Here is a 22,187-nt window from a genome sequence, read left to right on the forward strand (position 1 = left end):
AGCCAAACAGTAGGTAAATGGCTTCTTTTACAAGATAATGGGTCAGCTCAAATTTCGGTGGTCTGGTTCAATCGTAAAGATTTGACATTCACTGTTAGGTACTTCTGCATGTATTTAGAACTCTTTGCCGTCAGGTTGCAGTGTTTCAACAGCGTCAAATAATTAAGCATCTATGATACCACCAAGGGTGATCAGCATATCTTAAATCACTGGCCTCGAAGCATCACTAAATAAATCATTATCCCCAGATGCATCATTAGTGGAACCTTCCGTTTGTGCGATTGTTGCTTTATTGATATTTTCAGGCACAGTTTCTTTGTTTTCTTCTGAATGGCTGTTTGACTGTTGCTCTACACGATGGGCTGCACTATGCCAGTTTTCTATGGTCGTTATCGCTTTATCCGTCAATATGGTTCCAGCAATTGACGAGCCAAAACCTACTGCAGAATTTACAGCTGTACGGTAAGGGTTATCTTCTTTTACACCGAGTTTATCTTGTATTTTGTTACTTACATAGATACCTACATAACCGCTAGCCGCTCCGACTACAGCAGAAGCCACTTTTTTTACTGAATTTGGATCGTTATAACCGACCGCACCTGCTATTGCAATGGTGTTAACTACAGCACCTAATTTTTCTCCGCATGAGTCATTGACAACTTTTCCAGCTCCAGACTCTTTCCAAAATAGCTGCACGGCAGACGATACAGCTGCGCCAGTAACTATGGCCGTTATTGAAACAGGTGTGGTGCCAAGTAAAGTGGTTATACCAACAACAACTCCGGCACTTACAATTGCACTCTTAACTGTTGAAACTGTGTAGTCGTAAACATACTGTCCAGATGTATTTCTATAGCGGGTTCGAGAAGCGCTATCTTTTTCTGTGAGTGGATCAGGAGGTGTTTCAATAGTAGCACTTTGATGTTCATGATAAGCTGGTAAAGCTTCATATGTTAACGTAGATGTAAACATAGTATGCCCCTATTATTAAGTCGTGGCTTAATTCCTAATACTCTGATGCGTACAAATGTTAAAATGAAAACGATATTTTTGTTTTATTATCCTTGCTCTACAGAAAATCATTCGAAGAAACAAAATTATTATTCTCAATTTCTGGTTATTCAAGAAAATTTCTTTTCTCTTTAAGGGATCTAACGATTTAGAAAGTACCAATCTTTGTCATACCAGCGAAGGCTGGTATCCAGTGACTTTCTATACAAAAAAAACAAAGGCACTAGGGGCTGCTTATCTTTCATGATTAAATTTTGTGCTATTTGAGCGTTTATCTGTTCAAGGCGTAAGCAGTGAAGCTTAGTCATCTAAGTAAACGGGTTACAACACAGAACAATGAACGCTCAAAAGCATCTAAGACAGCGTAAATTGGTCATTTCTACTGCGTTATCGCTTGCTTATTTGGAAACGAAGTAACGACAGTTTTGTATGTCGATAATAACCAAACCGCACAAGCTCTGTCTTGTATAAAACGACCAATTTATCGCTGCAAAAATAATCACGAAAGATAAACAGCCCCTAGACTACCGACATACCAAACTGTCGTTTCTTCGTTGCCAGCCTGCGCTGGGGTGACGAGAACTCATCAGTATACTTTCTTCCGTAACTTTCCTAAATTAAAAGGTATACACTTCTGTAAATAACAATCCGTCTAGATGTGTAGAGAATTCACTATCTCACCTATTTATTGAATGAATGTTGAATGAAAGCAATACAAGTTTGAAATGTAGTTAAACTTCTTAGACGAATTGACTTTTTGTCAGCCAACCAGCAGATAAATGACTTCTTTCACAAGATATAAGTTAGCACTGAAAAACGCCGCACGGCATCTCATTGATGTAACACTCTGAATGGCACCCTAAAACAATAATTTTTGTTTCTCCACCAACCTCACTACAAAAACAGCAAAAAAATTAGTTTAATAGCAAGTTTGCTATCAATTGGATAAATAATGACTTTTCTTGAACGCTACTACACTGTGTCTTCTTCGTCTTGTCACAGTGTAAAACTACAAATAATGTGAATATTTTCATGTTCGGCTAATTAATTTATAAGACTCTTCACGTAAGAAGATGAACAACTTTTAATGACAAATCTCATGTATTTTTTATATGTTGTTACTGCCATTAGTTACATTGTTCTTTTGCGAGGAGGTATTCATGAGTGGTGAACTTCCGAATAATTTCGCTCAACTATCGCTAACGCCTCAAGGTTTCTATTTCCCAGCTGAAATGACCAATAATTCAGGACGCCCTGCACCACTTGAACATTCGCAAGCTCCTTTGAATACTCAACTTTCACATGCCTCCCGCCAATTTCACAGCGCCGAATTATCCTTAGTCCCACAAAATGCTTCAGCATACCGAGTGTCAGCTCAACCAGCTCATAATCCACTGCTAGGTCGGTTCGTCTACAGTACTCACTCACCTGAGAATTCCCATTTAAGCGACTATATGTCGCAAGATTCATGTAGAGCTGAACTCCCTGCTATACATTCTCAGGTTGTTTTTCAATCAACTCACTGTAGTAGTACACGAAATGGACCACAAGCTTTACAACAAGCCAGAAAGTTATTTTGTTGTTGGCAACAAAACCCGCAAGCAAGTCTACAAATAAACAACGACCAAATTATGCTCACCAGCTCACGAACGGAAGGCTTATCACCGTTTGAACTACTGGAATGGGTCGCGGTCCGCACCTACAATACAGTTTCCATCACCGCCATTGCCCGATATATCGGCCTTGGTGAGATTGTTCTTGTCTTGAATGATAAAGGTGAATTAACAGCAAACTTAAACGACATGCAGAAGCAATTTAACACCCTGAACGAGCATCAACAAATCAGCTTTATTGCATCGTCTGCTTACAAGTTGCAGCCTGTCGATATTAAGTCAAACAAAACCAATCAAATGCAATATTTCTATACTCAAAAGGATTGGAGTTACCCACCTAATCACCAATTACAGCAGGTTCATCATTGTCGTTTTGGTGCGATTGCTATACCTTGTGAACAATCGGATGAGCTTACCGCCATTCATCATTGCTTAGAAAGTGTCAGCCGACTTGCACAGTTAACCTATGAATTTTACGACCCCATTTGGCAATCTGCTGGAGTTAAACCACCTTATAGACACGAGACTCATGAACTTTATGCTCACGCTTTTACTGCATTCAATAACTATACTTATGGCGATAACTCAGGCGCTTATCAAGCTGATTTAAAGCCTTATATTCGACAGTGGTTAGCCGCCTTACAGCCTTGTTGCAATCAAAAATTCAAATTAAGCCGTCTTCCTCGTTATCAAAAGCTTTGCGCTGCAAACAGTGCATCTGTGTTTTTACGTGTTTGTGGCAAGCATGCCACAAATCCTTTTCCATCTTTTCGTTTTTTAGATCAACAACATTTGATTCTCCGTGCGACCGCTGATGAAAATCGGTTATGTAACAACCTATCACAACAAACAGCGATTACTATAATCAAGAGTTATCGAAATAAAATTTCCATTGATTATCTTCGACTTGAACACTCAACACTTCCTGAAATAAAGGCTTTTTTGCTTTTAATTCAAAATTTAGTTCCAGAAAAAGCTTCAGTCTCTATGGTTGAATTAGCGATATATTTATCACTTAATAAACAACCACCAAAAAACTTACAGTATATAGTTCCTCCTATCATTGCCAGCGCCTTTTTGTCTCTCGATCCTTCAACATCTACAAATATACTGGCTCAATTCGCCTACCATAAATTGGCAAATTGGTTAGTAAAGCAGGAGCCTACCTTACTAAAACTAGAACACTCAGGTATTACCCTATCCCAACTTCAACAATGGGCAAGAAACACTGGCGATGAGTTTTGGGATCACACATTATCGGTTCATCAAAGGTGGTTAATTTTTGCTTCAACGGCGACTAAGACCTTGTTATATCGCGCTGAATGTGACTTATTTAACACTAACATGACGCCACCTCCGATGACATCTGCACTGCCATGCCCCAGCGGCGAAGAGTGCGTCAGCGGTTTAATCAACACACCGATTGGATTGATCGCTCCACTGTATTTTCGAAAATCTGATCACGAGCTTTATGGCCACTCAGGTGCTGATTGTGAGCTGTGTAAAACGGCAATATTTCGAGTGAAATATGATGGCAAAAGTACTGCTAGCTCTAAACAACCTTTTATTGCTCATTGTGCTAAGCATGAACAAGATATATGTGAAGAATGCCTGCCTACTTGGTTATCACAGAAAATTGGAAAGATTCATAGTGCTTCCAATGATACTACCTTCCTCCATATAAAAGACAAACATCAAGCAGAGTTATACATATTGCACGAAGCTCATGTTGTTGAAAGCATGTTATTAGCGTGGCTGAGCATTTCTAAAATTGCTCCTCTAAAACCTTTAGGACTTGAGGAAACTTGGATTACATTCGCAGAAAACTACCCAGAATTAGCCAAGTGTGCATTAATTGACCTCACCGAAACGACAAACGTTAATAAAGCAAATGATGTGAGCCAGTTTTCACTTCCCGCTACAACTTGTTGTGAAAATATGAAGTTATTACCCGTTTATTTGGTCGCAGCGAACTACAACAAGATAATAAGAAATAATATGCAGTCTGCATCTAATTTTCTCATGGTGACCTGCGATAAATGTGAAAATCAACATGGTAAAACAACCGTTTTATCCAGTATTGACTACCAAAATAAAGAGCAAGTCGTTATTGAACAAAATTTCATTGCTCACTGCACTGAACATCAAGTGGATTTATGCGTAGATTGCTGCAAAGAAAGTAAAAGAACGGGAATGCAGCCGCAAGCAACAGCTTCTAGGACGTTTTTATCAACTCATCACGCTTCCTCTACAGCATGGGATAAAAACTTATCTAAAATTTCAACTGAACCAGTAAAAAAAGTAGAAGACTTCGTTTTTGGCTGCCCTATATGTTTAAACCCCTTCAAGTCTGATAGCGAGGTCGTAAAAACAAATTGTGGGCATACGTTTTGCATTTCATGTTTTGATACTCACTCTCGTATCCAGAACACGGCGCGAGTATCATGCCCAACTTGCAGAAACGAAGTTACAACAACAGAACGGGTATTCTTATCATTCATACCATCTCTATAGATCATTAAATTGGCTTTAAAGATTCAGCAAGCTTTGACGCGTTACGTGTCACTATGCCATAAATACTTAATTGCGGATTAGCGCCAATGCTCGTCGGAAACATAGAGCCATCCATTACAGATACATTTTCTAAATAATGATGTTGACCATTTGAGTCGATCATTGCTTTAGTTAAGTCTTCTCCCATTGGGCAACCTCCCATGACATGCGCAGACGCAACGATGGTTTTAAGCGGTGCCAGTTGCATATCATTGATAGCCTGTTTCGCTTGCGACCAATTTTGCAAGTAATCCATTCCATCATTCATTGGTAATACTTTCTTAGCTCCTGCCGCAAATTGCAATTCTGCCATGGATAAAAATGCATGTTTTGCGGCATACCAAAAGGTATTCGTTAGCGAGTAATCCAATTTAAAACCTGTATCAGTTAACTGGACTTGGCCGCCTACGCTGTCATTATGAAAGCCATCACGAATAAGGGCGATGGTAACTTGCAAGTGATTAAAGTCTCGCATTAATTCAGCATGACTTTCGCCATAGCCTAGGGTTTTGCTGCTGACTAAAACAGGATGAATCGGCGGTACTTCAAGTTTATAACCTAACGCGCCCGTGACACCGTTACGCCACAAAAATTGATCCGAATAGATTGATTGAGGTGCCCCGCTGTGACCGTTGATAGGCTGTTCAAAAACAGCGCCAGAAAGTAATGTGGGGTGCAAAAATGTCCTTTTTCCCAGCAAACTATGTGGATCGGGTGTTTTAGAGCGCATCAGCAGTGTCGGAGTGTGAATTGCACCAGCCGCTAAGACATAGCGTTTAGCCTTAATAACCATTGTTATTCCACTCGGTTTTAATGTTTCATCGAGTGCAGCAACATTCAATTGAGTCACATTGCCATTCGAATGTTCAAGTTGTATTGCTTTTGCGCGGCTGATTAAGATTGCACCATTTTTTAAGGCTGACGGTACAGTAGTGACTAACATTGACTGCTTGGCATTCGCTGGACATCCCATACCGCAATACCCTAGATTTAGACAACCTTTCACATTACGGTTTATCAAAGTGTACTGCCAATCAAGCTTATCGCACCCTTCCGCAAGCATTTGGTTATTAGCATTCGGCGGCAATTGCCATGGGTAGATATTCAGTCTTTGTTCGGCTTTCTCAAACCAAGGGGTTAAGCTTTCTGTCGACAATCCTACCAATCCCTTTTCAGCCGCCCAATACTTTAATGTGTCGTCTGGAGTACGGATCGAGGTTGTCCAGTTGATTGTAGTTGAGCCACCAACGGCACGCCCCTGAAAAATTCCTACTGCTGAATCAGCCGTTTTCATCGAAGCAGCTTGTTGATATAAATTGGGGTATGCCGTCCTTTCTTCCATATCAAAATCACTGGAGGTTTTCAGCGGCCCAGCTTCTAGCATGACGACTTTTAATCCTGCTTGTGACAATATTTCAGCGGCCGTACCACCACCAGCACCTGTTCCCACCACGACCACATCCGCTTCAATCACGATATCTTTACTGATTGTGCTGGCATCAATGTGATCCCAGCCTGAGGCTAATCCTACGATTATTGGATCCTTGATCATTATTTGGCCTTAAGTCTCGTCAGAAAATAATTGCGGTTTAGCATAGTTGAAGGCCACCCAATGGTTTGGAATAGCATAGTAGCTGCTCATGATCAGCTCTCTGAGCCCTACATAAGCTTCGTTTATTAAAGCAAGGTAATGATGACGCCACTCTTCCAACATGTTGATGAGCTCCAAGGGCGTTCTTAAAATAAGCGGTGTAATACTACCGCTTAACAATAATAACCCTAACCGAGACTCCAATAACTCAAAAAGTTGCTCCAGCTTTTGTTGCGATTCATCGGGCAATAATTGCAATGTATGATGAATACTCTCAATGGTATGTAGAATAGTTTTTTGACGTAAGTGGCTAACTTCTGGCAATGCGCCATCAAGAAAAATAGGTAGCATGACACTGAGCACTAAATGGTGCTTCATTTTAGGTTTCAACGAACTGTGTTGCCAATGACCATTATACCAAGTGGTTCCAATGGCTAAGCCTGCTGTCATTGCGAAACTGCTTAAAATAAAAGTGCGGCGATTCATAACAACCACTTCCTATACTTTCACCGAAGTATGTTAAACTCGCATTTGTTGGTAGCCCCAACAAAATTTGGGATAAACATCTGAATAGCAAGATAATCAAATTAACAAAACTTAGCTAAACATGGCAACTCTTCGTAATGAAAAATACTGCATTTAAACCCGTTTGGTGGGCTCGAAATTCGCACATTCAAACTATTTTGCCTTTGCTTACTAAGGTTAAAAGCCCTGCACTTACTCGGCAGCGACTTAATACGCATGACGGAGACTTTGTCGACTTAGATTGGTTAAGTCAACCTGAAAGAAATAAACCAATCGTGGTTATCATTCATGGATTAGAGGGAAGTGCACAATCTCATTACGCCCGAAGGATGTTAATGGCTTGTCAACAACAAAGTATTTGCGCCGTAGTTCATCATCATCGAAGTTGCTCAGGTGAACCCAACCAGCTTGCACGCAGTTATCACAGCGGCGATACCCAAGATGTCACGGGGACATTGAAATTCATTAATGATACTTATCCTAATTCACCTATTTGGGCTGTGGGCTATAGTCTTGGTGGCAATGTGTTGTGTAAATACTTAGGAGAAAAACAAAGTCAAAGCCTGATTCAGCGAGCAGTAATTATATCAGCCCCTTTACAGTTAAATGCTTGTGCAAAGCGCTTAGAAAGCGGTTTTTCCAAGGTTTATCAAAGCTATTTAATCAAGCAATTACAACAAAAAACAATCAATAAAATTACTCATCCAATACTGGGTGAACACATGCCAATTTCCAAAAATGAAGTCTCAGCTTTGCGCACTTTTTATCAATTTGATGACAAAGTAACTGCACCATTACATGGCTTTGCTGGTGTCGATGATTATTATCACCGCGCCAGTGGCTTGCCTTTCATCGCCAATATCGCTGTACCAACATTAATTATCCATGCTCAGGACGACCCATTTATGACGGCTGACGTCATTCCTAACCCTGAACAACTTTCACCTCTGGTAGAGTATGAATTACAGCCTTACGGCGGGCACGTAGGCTTTATTCAAGGAGGTAAACCTTGGCGTCCCAATTTTTATCTAGAACCACGAGTGTTAAATTTTTTATCTTGCAACAAAAACGATTCTAACAATAAGTGAGCAAGTCTATGCTAGTGCCTTATGATGCTTTATCTGATTTACCAACAGAAACATTGGACAATCTTGTAAAAGAATATTTATTTACACAAGTCGAAGACGGTAGTTTTACTACAATGAATAATGAGCAAATAAATAGTGCTATTGAGCAATGTAAGAAAATGCTCAAACAAGGTATTTTAGTTGTTGAATACAGTGAAAATGACGAGTCAATTGGGATCCGTCACATTGATCAAATTAACGGACTAAAAAATAATGTCAGCTAGACACCCGATAATCGCAATTACGGGGTCGTCGGGTGCAGGCACGACGACCACGACCACAACTTTTACTCATATTTTCCGTCAACTTGGCATCAACGCCGCATTGGTTGAAGGCGACAGCTTTCACAAATACACTCGTGCTGAAATGGAGCTGATGATCCGTAAGGCCCAAGAGGAAAATAAAAATGTCAGTTACTTTGGCTCCGATGCCAATGATTTTGAAAAGCTTGAAAAGTGCTTTTTAGATTACGCTACAACAGGTCAAGGCGAAACCCGCGATTACCTTCATACCTTTGACGAAGCGGTTCCTTTTAATCAAATGCCGGGAACGTTTACTCAATGGACACCACTGCCTGATGACACGGATATGTTGTATTACGAAGGCTTACATGGTGGGGTGATAACAGACTCTACAAACGTGGCTCAACACGTCGACTTGCTCATAGGCATGGTACCTATTGTAAACCTTGAATGGATCCAAAAAATCATACGTGACACCAAAGAGCGAGGCCATAGTCGTGAAAAAGTTATGGGCTCTATTGTTCGTAGCATGGACGATTATGTTAATCACATCACACCGCAGTTTTCACGCACACACATCAATTTCCAGCGTGTACCAACGGTCGATACCTCTAACCCATTTAGCGCAAAAGCCATTCCGAGTTCAGACGAAAGTTTTGTCGTGATACGATTCAGAGGGATAAAAGATGTGAATTTCTCTAACTACTTACAACTTATCCAAGGATCTTTTTTATCCAGAGCTGATACCTTAGTGGTACCAGGTGGAAAAATGTCATTGGCAATGGAAATTATTCTGACACCATTGGTAAAAGACTTACTAGACAAACGAACTGAAGCTTTAGCTTTGGAACAATGAATCACCCCGCCCCAAGGGGCGAGGTATCAATTAGTTAGATAAAGACATTAGTCCGCCGCAAGCGGCTAGGAATTTACCCTACTGAGATTAAAATTAAACAACCCGAATTCATCCATCAGATCAGTGCTGAACATTCATATACTTGCCAAAATCACCGCTAGCTGCGTTATAAATTTTGCAAGTAGAAACGAAGCAACGACAGTTTTGTATGTCGGTAACCACTACTTGCTGCTATTCATACCTTGCTATCAGTAGTTTTTCTGCGTATATGAACGCTCCCTACCGATTTATTTAGGATCATTCAAAAACGTGTGGGCAACCGCCAAAATTATTAACTTGATCATTCCATCGGCGAACGTCATTCGCACGGCGCCAACGGGAATGGAAGAACTCCATTAAACAATTTCCCTGAGCCAGTTGGATAAGGATTTTGTCACCTTCATTCACTTTATCGTAATCAGGGTAACTATCTGTCTTTCCCCACGTTAAGCCACCATTTTGCTTTGCGTATTCGAGCCAAAATGGTTCAACATTCAACCAAGATTGGCGGTTGCTGTCCCACATGGTCAAAACTCCATTTTCACCTTGCTTCGCTTCACCATTTGTAGGTTCAGCTGTCGCAGCGCAAGCCGACAAGCCAAGCAATAACCCAATCGCTAATTTCTTCATATCATCCCCATATCGTTCACACGTAAATTCCTAATGAAAGACTGATAATACCAATTACAGTAATTAAATACTCAACTCAGAGCTAAGTACCTGATTATAAGTTATTGAGTACTTTTTTGTTCATAGTTTGAGTGCAATACAAGACGTGGGGAGGGACGCATAGCCGTAGCTATGCAACCTGAGACACAACGCTGTAGAGTGCTCAATATATGAGCAAAATGTTTAATAATTTATCGTCAGGTACTTATGTATGCGCACAAAGTACAAACGAAATTGCTGAAAACATAGTTATCTACGTTGAGATAATTTTGTGGAGTATTCTTTATAAACCAAAGTGTGCGCATACAAGCTCCCGAAGGGCAAGGCTAAAGGTTTCCATTACTGCGTTGCACGTTCTTGAATTATCCCGACAAAAGCACTAAGGGATGTCGCAGTTCAAATAATACCAATTTAAATTTCAACGCTTAATTTGTCATACCTGCGAACGCAGGTATCCAGCGACTTGTGCCCAAATTAACCAAAGACTCTGGACTCCTGCGTTCGCAGGAGTGACGATAAAATTGGTATACATTCTTCCGCCACGTCCCTAAGTGCGTTGAACGCCAGTTTTACATGGCGGCCGTAGGGTATATAGTACTTCGAACATGCGCCTTGTACTGAAAACCTTTATCTCTTGCTGAGTGAGAGATTAATTACTGTAATTGGTATAAGTATAGACCCTATGGCAGAACAATAACTTCCCGTACAGCTTGATGTTTTTGGTACAAGGCTAAACGCTGCTTTAACTCATTCGAAAGATCACTTTTCTGCTCCTCTTTTACGAATGCAATGGCTTTTGTTTGTAATTCAATGGCGGTTTTAAATTCGCCAAGCTCGGCATAAGCCGCAGCAAGATTATCAATAATTGTCAGACTAGTAGGATTTGATAAGTAAAGCTGCTTGCCAAGTTCAACAGCACGCTCACCATTACGATATTCGGCGTCTGGACAGGTTGCCATTACCCAAACCGCGTTTGACTTAGATAACTCATCTTCAGACTGTAAAAACTGTTTAATGGCTTTGCCGCAGTTACGCTCAATGCCATCACCGCCTGCAGCATAGATAAATCCTAACCGGAAATGAGACCACTGAGTCCCCTGCTCTAAATACCATTTTTCAGCCAACTTTAAATCTCGCGGCACCAGTTTTCCATCAAATGCAATATCAGCAATAAAACGCTGAGCTTTTTTATGACCTTGTTGTGCAGCAAGCGTTAACCAATGCACCCCAAGACCAATATCTCGTTCAATGATCCTTCCTGACATCAACAATAAGCCGTAAAGATATTGTGCTTCGGCTCTACCCTGTTCAGCTTTTACTTGAATAAATGCAATCTTACTCGCCACTTTTTCTGCTTGGGGCTGAGGAGTTGGAAACGCAAAACTTGACTGGCTAAAAAACCCCAGACATAAGACTAAAAAACCACTGGCTAATTTCATAATGTCCATATCAATTATGGTAATAATATACTTTCCTCTAGTTTATCCAGATAATTATGCTGATGTCGAGTAGATACAGAGCATTCCCATTAGCTATTAGGGATGTCGCAGTTCAAATAATACCAATTTAAATTTCAACGCTTAATTTGTCATACCTGCGAACGCAGGTATCTAGCGACTTGTGCCCAAATTAACCAAAGACTCTGGACTCCTGCGTTCGCAGGAGTGACGATAAAATTGGTATACATTCTTCCGCCACGTCCCTTACTGATAGCAAGGCATGAATAGAAGCAAGTAATGATTAGGAACTGTCCCAAAATAATTTCCCTGTTTTGCTGTCGTTTATTTTTGAGCTTATACAAAGCGAAGAAAGTGTGGTGTGGTGTAGTTACTCTACATAAGCTTTCGACAACACAGTAGAAGCCAAAAATAAACACAGCCCAAAGGGTTACGCTTAAAATTGCCACTCTCTGCGTTACTCATCTTTCATTTAGAATAACTAAACTTCATTCTTCGCGCCTTGATATTGACAATTTTAAGCAGTAACAAATCGGTAAATTATTTAGGGACAGTTCCTTACCGACATACAAAACTGTCGTTACTTCGTTTCTACTTGCAAAATTTATAACACAGCTAGCGGTGATTTTGGCAAGAATATGAATGTTCAGCACTCACCTGATGGCTGAATTCGGGTTGTTTAATTTTATATTTAACTTCAATAGATTAAAGTTAAATTGTGCGTTCTACCGATTTATTTAGGTTGAAGTCATTTATACAATAAAAGTTCATTGCGTTTTTCTGTATCTCGCAGGTATGATATCGGGCGTCCCCCCTATTTATATGAGGTTTGTTTCTTACCTATACATCATGTTGTATTACTTATTTATTGTTGCTAAAAAACAACAATGTAAAAGCATGATCACTTTTTTTTGCATTTTCAACTTTGTAGCTTATTGAAAGTGAAGAAAAAACTTTAAAAACAAACAAAGGTGAAACAGAGAACACTAAAGATCACCAGCCTAACCCATTAAATTAAAAGGAATATTTGAAAAAATATTGCACTGCGATTGACGATCTAAATCAAAGTTTTATCCAAAGTAATCGCGTACATTGAATGTAATTAATTTTCTTTGATTTCATTTTTAACCGATAGAGGAACATAACTATGGCTCTGATTGGTAAACCAAAACCTGATCCGACTCTCGAATGGTTTTTATCACACTGTCACATTCACAAATATCCAGCAAAAAGCACTTTAATTCACGCTGGCGAAAGCTCTGACACTTTATATTACATTGTGAAAGGGAGCGTGGCTGTACTAATTAAAGACGAAGAAGGCAAAGAAATGATTTTGTCTTACTTAAACCAAGGTGACTTTATTGGTGAAATCGGTCTTTTCGAAGAACAAGCAGAACGCACAGCATGGGTACGAGCTAAACAGGCATGTGAAATTGCAGAAATTTCCTATAAGAAATTTAAACAATTAATTCAGGTAAATCCTGAAATTCTCATGAAACTTTCTCAGCAAATGGCTTACAGGCTTCAAAGTACAAGCCAAAAAGTAGGTGATCTCGCTTTCTTAGATGTTGCAGGGCGCATTGCCCAAACATTGCTTCACTTAGCAAAACAACCTGATGCAATGACACACCCTGATGGCATGCAAATCAAAATTACTCGTCAAGAAATTGGCCAAATTGTTGGCTGTTCAAGGGAAACTGTCGGGCGGATTTTAAAAATGTTAGAAGAGCAGAATCTCATTCAAGCACATGGTAAAACTATAGTGGTTTACGGTACTCGTTAACCTTAATGTAGAGTAGGCTACTGGCTTCGCTATCGCTTATCCAGCAGCCCCTCTTCGATTCCGTGCATGAGGTTTTCCCTCACACGGCTCTGTTGTTACACTTCTCTCAGCCCCTTCACTTTGCTTATCATCTTGTCGTGGGTAAATACTCAAGACCAGCTTGGCGTAATTTTTCGTAAGCACCTCGTGATAGATACTTGCTTCGACGTTGACTTAAGCGACGATGCCAGCGATAGAACCGGTTTACTACAAATCCATTTATTCTGAAAAATACACCTCTGGGATAACCTATCCCACCAAAATAGTGTTTCCATCCCCTCAGAACTTGATTAACCTTATTTATCAGTACGCCAAGTGTATTTGAGGTTCGGTGTTTCACTATGTCTCTGAGTTTATTTTTCAGCTTTGTTTGGCTCTTCTTAGACGCCTGTATCTTGATGTAACTGGTGCCTTTGATGAGGCCTGTGATCCGTTGAAAGTTAAAACCGAGGAAATCAAACTCATTCATCAGCTTTCCCATATCCACACAGTGGGTTTTACTTTGATTTAGCTTCAGACCTTCATCACTTAATTGCTGTGTTATCCAGTCCAGTTGCTCTTGTGTGTAGGTTTGCTTATAAAGTACAACAAAATCATCTGCATAGGTAACGATTTTACACGGTGTTTTTTCGTGTATTTTCAAACAGAAATCGTTGAGATAGATGTTAGCCAGTAGTGGAGAGATAACTCCGCCTTGCGGAGTGCCACATCGGCTTGCTTCTATTCGCCATTTCCCGTTGACCGTCTCTATGCTGATGGGCGCTTTGATAAAGCTTTTCAGCAAACTCAGAAAGCTGCTGTCGCTTATTCGCCTTTCTACTTTTGCCATCAACTTAGCGTGCGGGATGGTATCGAAATAGGCGCTCAAGTCAGCATCAAGTACGTGCTGATAGCCTTGTTTTAGGCTCATTTCAATGACTTTTACCGCTTGCTGGGCGCTTCGACATGGACGATAACCATAACTGTGTTCATGTAAATGAGGTTCGTAGGCGGGTTGCATCACTATTGTCATCGCCATTTGCACAATTCTGTCACTGATTATCGGGATCCCAAGTTTCCGCGTTTTGCCGTTGTCTTTGAGTATTTCTACTCGTTTGACTGGGCTAGGTCGATAGTTTTTCTGTTGTAATTGAGTTTGAATTTCTTTTAACAGCGCAACGACTTTCTTTTGCTGCTCTAGATAACTGAATGTGATGCCATCAATTCCTGCTCCGCCTTTATTGGCTTTGCATCGTCGATAGGCTTCTTCGAGTATATCTAGGCGACTGAGTTTATCGTACAAGCTGTAAAATCGAAGCTCCGAGTTAAGCTTTGAGCGTAAGTAAAGTTTTCGCTGTAATATTCTGATATTTACTGGAGTGTTAGCCATATGGCAATTTCACCTCAAAAGTTACGTTAAAAAACGGGTGTAACACTGAGCCCCTTCCCTGATGTGAAGTTATGTTGTCTTCACGGTTAACGGTACTATGGGCTCATCCGACTGCCTGAGCGCCCTATCTGAAATTTCGGTTTACCTTATATTCGGATAGTGGAAGTCACTACCTTCCAACACTCAGGCTCTCCCACGTTCACTTTATTTCCTTCAATACATGCCACTTCATATTACGCCGGAAGATCAAACAGATGCATTTACCAGTTGCTTCTCTGTTTGTGTCAGGGTTCGTCAACTAGGAAAGACTCCCCATCTTCATTTTTTGATTTACGACGCTTAACTGAATTCGCTTGATGCTGCGGCCTACATTGCATCTCAACCTTTATTCAAGGCCTTTGTCACAGGGCTTCATGTCATAGCGGTTACCCATTATGCATGCCCGTCAGATTTCGGGATGAACTGGTAATTATCCCGTCAGGTACGTTTCAACCTGATGGACTTATTATAAATAATAACGTTGCTGTCTCTGGTTTATGGCCATGTAATCGCTTGGCTGCGTATACGTTGAGACAAATCCCGCAACAGAATAAAGCGCTTCGTGGCGCTCCCTAGAATCATCAGTTGACTGCGTTCTCAAGCGTAGAAAAAATGGCTGATAGTAAAGCATAGCTTGCAGCAAGTAGTTATTCTACTTGCAAAAGTTACAACGCAAATAGCAGTCATTTTAGCAAGCTTGTGAGCGTAGAGCACTTCACTCATTGGGTGAAAGCCATGATGATAAAATCATCATATTGCTCAAGCAGTTATCGTTCAACTGATGTTTTTAGATTCATTTGTCAGATGTTTAATGCCAGTTTAAAAGCTGGCATATGTCACTTCAAATCGATTTTAAATAACCCCACCGCAAGCAGCAGGGCTTAGCATATAGCAATTAAAAACCTATCGCTGCAGCTCCTGGTCTTCTTGGATCAGCCGATCCGTAAAAATAACCACCTTTATAAACGATAGATTGAGTACTACCCATCGAGTTTTTAGAGGTAACAACCTTATGACCTTTCGCTTTTAATAGCTCAATCGTATCCTTATTCAAACCCGGTTCTATAAGTATTTGATCCGGTAGCCATTGGTGATGAACACGTACAGCATGTGTAGCCTCAGCAATATTCATATCATGATCAATAACATTTAGAATAACCTGCATCACTGTGGTAATAATTCTGCTACCACCTGGGCTGCCCGTGACCAAAAATGGTTTGCCGTCTTTCATTACAATCGCAGGAGTCATCGAGCTTAGCGCACGTTTTTTAGGAGCAATAGCGTTGGCTTCACCGCCGACTAAACCATAGCCATTTGGCGAACCAGGTTTAGCCGAAAAGTCATCCATAACGTTATTTAATAAAATACCTGTACCTTTTGCTACGATACCTGAGCCGTAAGAGTAATTTAATGAGTAGGTGTTAGACACCACATTGCCAAACTTATCCATCACAGAGAAATGGGTGGTATCAGGGCTTTCTGGCAATGGTGCTGTACCCGGGTTTACGTCCTTTGATGAACGAGCTTTATCCATTGAAATTTGAGCAACGGTTTGTTTTGCATACTCGTTACTGGTCAACCATTTTATTGGAATATTATTGAAATCTGGGTCGCCTAAATGCTTACTTCTATCAGCATATGCTTGACGCATGCTTTCACTCATCAAGTGAATTGTCGCTGCCGTATTATGTCCCATGGACTTTAAATCAAACTGCTTAAAAACATTCAGCATTTGGGCAATGTGAACACCACCAGAGCTTGGGGGCGGCATAATCACTAAGTCATGTTTGCGATAACTGGTTCGCACTGGCTCGCGATCAGCCACTACGTAGCTTGCCATATCCGTTTGGGTAACTAAGCCACCGCCGTCTTTCATATCTGCCGCAATTCGTTGAGCAATTTCACCTTTATAAAAGGCATCAGGCCCTTTTTGAGCGATTTGCTCAAGGGACCAAGCTAAATCTTTTTGATAAAGTGTATCACCAGCTTGTAAAGGCTTACCATCTTCACGAAAAAAGATCCGTTTCGCTTCAGGATCTTTTCCTAGGCGTTTTGCTGCATAAACTAATGAAAAAGCTAAATCATCGGTGACCTTTATACCATTACGAGCAAGGTTAATTGATGGCTGCAACACTTCTGCCAAGGTCATAGTGCCATGTTCTTTAAGCGCTTTCGCAAATGCCGCAACTGTGCCCGGTACACCAAATCCTTTACGAGTATAACGAACCGAATGCTTGTCAACGCTACCGTCGGGCAAGATATACATATTGCGGCTCGCTGCAGCTGGTGCCATTTCTTTGTAATCTAATGCAACAAACTTATCTTTATCTGCAAGGTATACCAGCATAAAGCCGCCACCTGCAATGTTACCCGCTCTGGGTAACGTCACTGCAAGCGCAAACCCCACTCCAACAGCGGCATCAACAGCGTTACCACCACGTTTTAAGATATCGACGCCAACTTGCGAAGCCAGTACTTCTTGACTGGCGACCATGCCATTACGTGCAATAACAGGATGAACGATACTGCTGTATTCAAGGAGTGGTGGCGCACTTTGCGTTGCGGGTTTCGCTAAAACTTTTGAATCAGCAGCAACTTGACCTGCTGTTAGAAAAAAAACTGCAGCCAGTAGCGATGCAGTTTTTTTGAATTTTGTGGATATTGTCACAACTTATTCCAATTTAAATTTGATAGCCTGTAAATGCTATCACTAAAAATGGAGAAAAAACCAGCATAGAATCTGGTTTCTCCTCACCTTTTAATTAGAAAGCAAGGCTAGCTCTCAAATATACATAACGACCTTGGAAGCCATAGGGAGAAAAGTTAGCGTATGGAATGATGTAATCAAATTGACTGGCATCTTCACCATCTCTTACCACCGCAGACGTTGGGTATTTATCAAATAAGTTATTAACACCAATACTGCCGACTAAGGTATCGGTAAATTGATAATTAGCTTCAGCATCAAAGATAAACGCTTTATCAACCGTCACATCGCTGGCACTGATACTGCCCGGTTGTGTTACTTCACCGTAGTAATTGGTACGAAGCATTAAACTTAGGGCGTCTTGGTTCCAATTCGCAGTCACGTTCGCTTTATGCTTAGGTGCTGCATTTTCTAGACGTGCACGCTCACGACGTGCGAACAACTGATCTGAGGTAAATAATGATGAAGGCCCTGCACTATCAAGCACATCACTTACTTCAGTGTTGTTGTAGTTAAAGCCAGATGAAAGCCTTAAATCACCCGCAAGGAATTCAGTTTCATAAGCGAGATTAACATCAACACCTTCAGTAACACTGTTCACACCGTTGATAAAGAAACGAACTGCATTAACGCCTTCAATATTATTTTCAGCAAACACTCTTTGCACGATTTCACGCTCAGCATCGCTGTTACCAAGGGTTTCTGACAATACGACTCTGTCGTCAATTTTAATGCGGTAAGCATCAAGGGTTAGATTAATGTTTTCTTGGATATCCCAAGTGAAACCTAAGCTGTAGTTCGTAGCTTCTTCTGCATCGAGCTGCTGACCACCTAGCGCCGTAGCGGCTGCACTGGTTGACGCCACTGTACCCACTTCAAATGCAACACCTCCAATAAAATTCGTATTGGTGGAGGTATAAAATTGCTGTTGCAATGATGGCGCTCTAAAGCCTGTGCTGAATGAGCCGCGCAGTGCAAAGTCATCCGTCAGATTATAGCGCGTCGCTATTTTACCATTTGCCGTGCTGCCAAAGTCAGAGTAGTTCTCATAGCGTGCGGCAAGCACTAGGTTCCATTTGTCAGTTAGATCCATGTCTACTTCGGCATAAATCGCTTTTGAATTGCGGCTTTCATCTACTTCACTGGCTTGTGAAAAGAACAGTGAACCTTGAGCAAACAAACGACTTGTTGGATAAACAGGATTACCATCTTCATTGAAAATTGGGTTGCCATTTTCATCTAAAGAGGGGCGATTCGTGTAGGCTTCTACATCACCCGACTGTATTTCGTAATGATCTCGACGGTATTCAGCGCCAAATGCAAATGCAATTGGAGATTCCAAAAATGTCACATCATAGAAACGAGTAAAGTCTAGGTTAACAACATCTTGTCCAGAAACCAGCTTACCACCATAAAAACTCGTAGGGGTATCTAGTAAATAAGTCGCATTGGCCGTATTGGTATTGTTATACGAAACACTATTTTTACCAGTTACCACACTTGCATTGTAACCCCACTCACCAAGCTCACCTTTGTAACCAACCAACACAGACCAGTCATCGATATCGGCATTAATTTTAGGAGTAAAGCCGTCTGGGTAAATCTCTTGGATTAGCAATGCTTCATCTGAGGCTTCTCGGAAAAATGCACCTGAAACAGACTTACGGTTTTGCAGCGTAAAGGTAGAATATAATTCGCTGCCAGAATCAAAGTCATAACCTGAGCTTGCTAACAAAGAATATGATTCACTTTCTGGTGCACCAAAAAAGAAACGATCTCGATCAGTGGTAATCTCACGCTGATCAAAAGTTCCATCTTCATTTTTAGCATAAGTATCGCCGTCATCTAAGCCACCACGATTAGTAGCATTCGCATTGTTATATTCAGCGGTTAGATTTAAGTATCCTGAGTCTAAAAAACCAAAGCCTATGTTGCCTGCTAAGTTGACGGTTTCACCATCTTTACGGGAAATGTCATCCCCGTAGATACCTGCAACTCGATTGCTACCATTAGCGACCACATTACCATTAGCATCGGTTTGCACACCTGTTAACTCAGGTACGCCATCTAATGTCGTGATGTACTGTCCAGCAGTCGCGGTAAAAACGCCACCTTCTGCATCTTTTTTGGTAATAATGTTAATCACACCTGCTATTGCGTCAGAGCCATACTGAGCAGCTGCACCGTCACGTAAAATTTCAATACGTTCAATAGCCGCAGATGGAATAGCATTTAAGTCCACAGAAACAGAACCGCGACCAGCAGTACCATTTAAATTCAACAATGCACTTGAGTGAAAACGACGACCATTAACTAAAACTAGGGTTTGATCCGGTGCTAAACCACGAAGCGATGCAGGTTTAATGTGCTCAGTTCCGTCTGCCAAAGAAGGTTGATAATAGTTAAAACTTGGCACTGCATTTTGTAATTGACGGTTCATATCCGTAAAGCCGCCCCCTTGCAGTGCAGCTGCAGTTAGCACATCTACGGGAACATTACTGTCACTGATTGTACGACCTATACGGCGTGAACCTAAAACGGCAATACGCTCAACGCCTTCATCGTTTTGCGCTGAAACATCATCATTTTCAGCAGCATTAGCAACTGATGAAAGAGACAATCCAAGTGTAGAGATAACCCCGAAGGTAATTTTTGATAACGAGAACTTCATTGAGCCAATGATCCCTTAATTATATTTATTTCCTGACTTTAAAAAATGAGGAAGGTGTTTGAGTCTATTTAAAGACATCTTCATGATTGTGATCTTATCATTACAATCAGGGATCAATGACGATAATAAATGGTTCAATTTGTTATTTAATATAACCTAAAGTTTTAAAATTAAACTTTATATACCAAAAACAACTAAAGAAGAAAGCATATTTAACCATAAGTTAACCCAATGATATGATCCACTGAACAATCACAGAGAAAAACAACTAATGTCATTAACTGTATGGGAGTTGGCAACCGATTTTGCCATCGCAAGCACTTTAATTTTACTGTGCAAATTTATTCGCGTAAAAGTAACGATCTTTCAAAAACTTTATATGCCCGTGGCCATGATGGCTGGGCTACTGGCGCTAACTTTAGGACACAATGGCTTTGATGTTCTACCTTTATCTGATACCAGTTACGGTGGCGTACTAATCGCCATTATTTTCGCTTCACTTGGCTTAACAACGAGTTTCCCGAAGAAAGACGATTTAGTTCATCGAACAGGTAAACTACTGGCTTTTAATCAGATCATCACCATATCTCAATGGTTATTTGCGATTGTAATCGGTGGGTATCTTCTGCAAACGTTTTGGCCTGAATTACCACAAGCTTTTGGCTTAGTCATGCCTTCTGGATTTATGGGTGGACATGGAACCGCAGTTGCCGTTGGAGACACCTTAGAAAAATTGAGTTGGGATGATGCAACAAGTCTAGCACTGACAGCAGCCACTTTTGGTGTTTTTCTTGCGGTACTCGGCGGCCTTGTCATCGTTAACATTATTTCTAGACTCGGTATTGTGACTCATATTCGCCGTTTTGATGAGTTAGATGTTCACTTCAGAAAAGGCGTCATTCCAAACGAACAACGTGAAAGTATTGGTGCAGAAACCGTTTCATCTTCTTCTGTAAACGCTTTTACACTACATATTGCTTTGGTTGGTGCAGTTGTTGGTACGGCTTATTGGTTTTCAAACTTTGCTTCATCTTTCAATGAATTTGTTTCAGTGCCCACCTTTGCTTGTGCGTTTGTATTTGGCTGTTTATTAAGAGTGTTTCTGAAAACCACTCATTCTCTTCATCATTTCGATAACAAACTGTTGAACATGACTGCTGGCTCGGCCACAGACTATTTAGTTTTTTTCGGTATTGCATCAATCAAACTCAGCGTCTTAATCAGCTTTGCTGCACCATTTATGATATTAATGCTGCTTGGTATTGTGCTTTGCTTATTTCTTACATTTGTTCTGGCTCCAAAGTTGTTTGGCAAGCAATGGGTAGAAACAGGGTTATTCTCGTGGGGATGGATGACGGGCACTGTGGCAATGGGGATTTTGCTTTTAAAAATTGTCGATCCTAAAGGGAAATCAACGGTTTTGGATGATTATGCTATTGCTTATTTACCAGGATCTATTATTGATATTTTAATTGTGGCTCTTATACCGAGTTTAATCATGACAGGAAACATCAATGTCGTAATAGCAATATTAAGCAGTTATTTGCTTTTTGTTTTATTTGCAGCAACTAAGTTAGCTAAAAAATAGGTTAGCTAAAAAATAACTAACTTGCTCAGTAACCTGAAAACACTCTATTAACTTAGAAACATCAGTTGACTGCGTTCTCAAGCGTAGAAAAAATGGCTGATAGTAAGGCGTAGCTTGCAGCAAGTAGTTATTCTACTTGCAAAAGTTACAACGCAGATAGCAGTCATTTTAGCAAGCTTGTAAGCGTAGAGCACTTCACTCATTGGGTGAAAGCCATGATGATAAAATCATCGTATTGCTCAAACAGTTACTCATATACTCAGCGTTCAACTGATGTTTTTAGGTTAAAACTTTCTAAATCGCTAGAT

14 protein-coding genes are annotated in these 22,187 nt (G+C 40.7%); 6 read left to right on the plus strand and 8 right to left on the minus strand.

All coding sequences use genetic code 11. The features are described from left to right. Positions 1 to 201: 201 nt before the first annotated feature. On the minus strand, positions 202 to 972 hold the full coding sequence (locus tag E2I05_RS18415) for a hypothetical protein (RefSeq protein WP_121854635.1): 771 nt from the start codon (positions 970 to 972) through the stop codon (positions 202 to 204). A gap of 1,199 nt (positions 973 to 2,171) precedes the next feature. Here E2I05_RS18415 and E2I05_RS18420 point away from each other — a divergent pair. Beyond that, complete coding sequence (locus E2I05_RS18420) at positions 2,172 to 5,138, plus strand: RING finger domain-containing protein (RefSeq protein WP_165905544.1); 2,967 nt, start codon at positions 2,172 to 2,174, stop codon at positions 5,136 to 5,138. A 4-nt stretch (positions 5,139 to 5,142) separates the two neighbouring features. On the opposite strand, the gene E2I05_RS18425 is transcribed toward E2I05_RS18420, so the two are convergent. Further along, positions 5,143 to 6,732 (minus strand): GMC family oxidoreductase, encoded by a 1,590-nt coding sequence (locus tag E2I05_RS18425; protein ID WP_121854633.1) that lies wholly within the window; start codon positions 6,730 to 6,732, stop codon positions 5,143 to 5,145. Positions 6,733 to 6,738: 6 nt separating this feature from the next. Further along, positions 6,739 to 7,254: a TAT leader-containing periplasmic protein gene (locus E2I05_RS18430; protein WP_121854632.1), complete on the minus strand. Its 516-nt coding sequence runs from the start codon at positions 7,252 to 7,254 to the stop codon at positions 6,739 to 6,741. A gap of 137 nt (positions 7,255 to 7,391) precedes the next feature. Here E2I05_RS18430 and E2I05_RS18435 point away from each other — a divergent pair, with 137 nt between their 5' ends. The 3 genes from E2I05_RS18435 to E2I05_RS18445 are packed head-to-tail and all read left to right on the plus strand — an operon-like array spanning position 7,392 to position 9,518. After that, positions 7,392 to 8,381, plus strand: coding sequence for a hydrolase (locus E2I05_RS18435; RefSeq protein WP_121854631.1), 990 nt, complete (start codon positions 7,392 to 7,394; stop codon positions 8,379 to 8,381). Between the two features lie 8 nt (positions 8,382 to 8,389). Beyond that, the gene (locus E2I05_RS18440; protein ID WP_121854630.1) at positions 8,390 to 8,644 is read left to right on the plus strand and encodes a YheU family protein; all 255 of its coding nucleotides are present in this window, start codon (positions 8,390 to 8,392) and stop codon (positions 8,642 to 8,644) included. After that, positions 8,634 to 9,518, plus strand: coding sequence for a phosphoribulokinase (locus E2I05_RS18445; protein WP_121854629.1), 885 nt, complete (start codon positions 8,634 to 8,636; stop codon positions 9,516 to 9,518). The genes E2I05_RS18440 and E2I05_RS18445 overlap by 11 nt, the downstream gene beginning before the upstream one ends. Before the next feature lie 297 nt (positions 9,519 to 9,815). On the opposite strand, the gene E2I05_RS18450 is transcribed toward E2I05_RS18445, so the two are convergent. Continuing rightward, positions 9,816 to 10,187 carry a hypothetical protein gene (locus tag E2I05_RS18450; RefSeq protein WP_121854628.1) on the minus strand — a complete coding sequence of 124 codons (372 nt, stop codon included), beginning with the start codon at positions 10,185 to 10,187 and terminating at the stop codon, positions 9,816 to 9,818. Between the two features lie 719 nt (positions 10,188 to 10,906). Then, positions 10,907 to 11,674, minus strand: coding sequence for a tetratricopeptide repeat protein (locus tag E2I05_RS18455; RefSeq protein WP_121854627.1), 768 nt, complete (start codon positions 11,672 to 11,674; stop codon positions 10,907 to 10,909). Positions 11,675 to 12,830: 1,156 nt separating this feature from the next. On the opposite strand from E2I05_RS18455, the gene crp reads away from it, so the two are divergent. Next, positions 12,831 to 13,466, plus strand: a complete 636-nt coding sequence (gene crp / locus E2I05_RS18460; RefSeq protein WP_121854626.1) for a cAMP-activated global transcriptional regulator CRP — start codon at positions 12,831 to 12,833, stop codon at positions 13,464 to 13,466. 127 nt (positions 13,467 to 13,593) lie between these two features. Here the strand turns inward: crp and ltrA are convergent, their stop codons facing one another. From ltrA to E2I05_RS18475, 3 genes are all read right to left on the minus strand, one after another. Beyond that, positions 13,594 to 14,874, minus strand: coding sequence for a group II intron reverse transcriptase/maturase (gene ltrA / locus E2I05_RS18465; RefSeq protein ID WP_133309420.1), 1,281 nt, complete (start codon positions 14,872 to 14,874; stop codon positions 13,594 to 13,596). A 934-nt stretch (positions 14,875 to 15,808) separates the two neighbouring features. Then, a complete protein-coding gene (ggt, locus tag E2I05_RS18470; RefSeq protein WP_243641014.1) occupies positions 15,809 to 17,581 on the minus strand; it encodes a gamma-glutamyltransferase in 1,773 nt (590 codons plus the stop codon). A gap of 94 nt (positions 17,582 to 17,675) precedes the next feature. Next, complete coding sequence (locus E2I05_RS18475) at positions 17,676 to 20,291, minus strand: TonB-dependent receptor plug domain-containing protein (protein WP_121851857.1); 2,616 nt, start codon at positions 20,289 to 20,291, stop codon at positions 17,676 to 17,678. 271 nt (positions 20,292 to 20,562) lie between these two features. On the opposite strand from E2I05_RS18475, the gene E2I05_RS18480 reads away from it, so the two are divergent. Next, a complete protein-coding gene (locus E2I05_RS18480; RefSeq protein WP_121851858.1) occupies positions 20,563 to 21,879 on the plus strand; it encodes a sodium/glutamate symporter in 1,317 nt (438 codons plus the stop codon). Positions 21,880 to 22,187: the final 308 nt, after the last annotated feature.

It is taken from the genome of Parashewanella spongiae, from assembly GCF_004358345.1.
GTDB lineage: Bacteria > Pseudomonadota > Gammaproteobacteria > Enterobacterales > Shewanellaceae > Parashewanella > Parashewanella spongiae.

Coding starts and splice junctions, on each gene's coding strand:
- E2I05_RS18420 (WP_165905544.1), top strand. CDS start 2,172: ATGAGTGGTGAACTTCCGAATAATTTCGCTCAACTATCGCTAACGCCT.
- E2I05_RS18475 (WP_121851857.1), bottom strand. CDS start 20,291: ATGAAGTTCTCGTTATCAAAAATTACCTTCGGGGTTATCTCTACACTT.
- E2I05_RS18415 (WP_121854635.1), bottom strand. CDS start 972: ATGTTTACATCTACGTTAACATATGAAGCTTTACCAGCTTATCATGAA.
- E2I05_RS18440 (WP_121854630.1), top strand. CDS start 8,390: ATGCTAGTGCCTTATGATGCTTTATCTGATTTACCAACAGAAACATTG.
- crp (WP_121854626.1), top strand. CDS start 12,831: ATGGCTCTGATTGGTAAACCAAAACCTGATCCGACTCTCGAATGGTTT.
- E2I05_RS18430 (WP_121854632.1), bottom strand. CDS start 7,254: ATGAATCGCCGCACTTTTATTTTAAGCAGTTTCGCAATGACAGCAGGC.
- E2I05_RS18450 (WP_121854628.1), bottom strand. CDS start 10,187: ATGAAGAAATTAGCGATTGGGTTATTGCTTGGCTTGTCGGCTTGCGCT.
- E2I05_RS18480 (WP_121851858.1), top strand. CDS start 20,563: ATGTCATTAACTGTATGGGAGTTGGCAACCGATTTTGCCATCGCAAGC.
- ltrA (WP_133309420.1), bottom strand. CDS start 14,874: ATGGCTAACACTCCAGTAAATATCAGAATATTACAGCGAAAACTTTAC.
- E2I05_RS18445 (WP_121854629.1), top strand. CDS start 8,634: ATGTCAGCTAGACACCCGATAATCGCAATTACGGGGTCGTCGGGTGCA.
- E2I05_RS18455 (WP_121854627.1), bottom strand. CDS start 11,674: ATGGACATTATGAAATTAGCCAGTGGTTTTTTAGTCTTATGTCTGGGG.
- E2I05_RS18435 (WP_121854631.1), top strand. CDS start 7,392: ATGAAAAATACTGCATTTAAACCCGTTTGGTGGGCTCGAAATTCGCAC.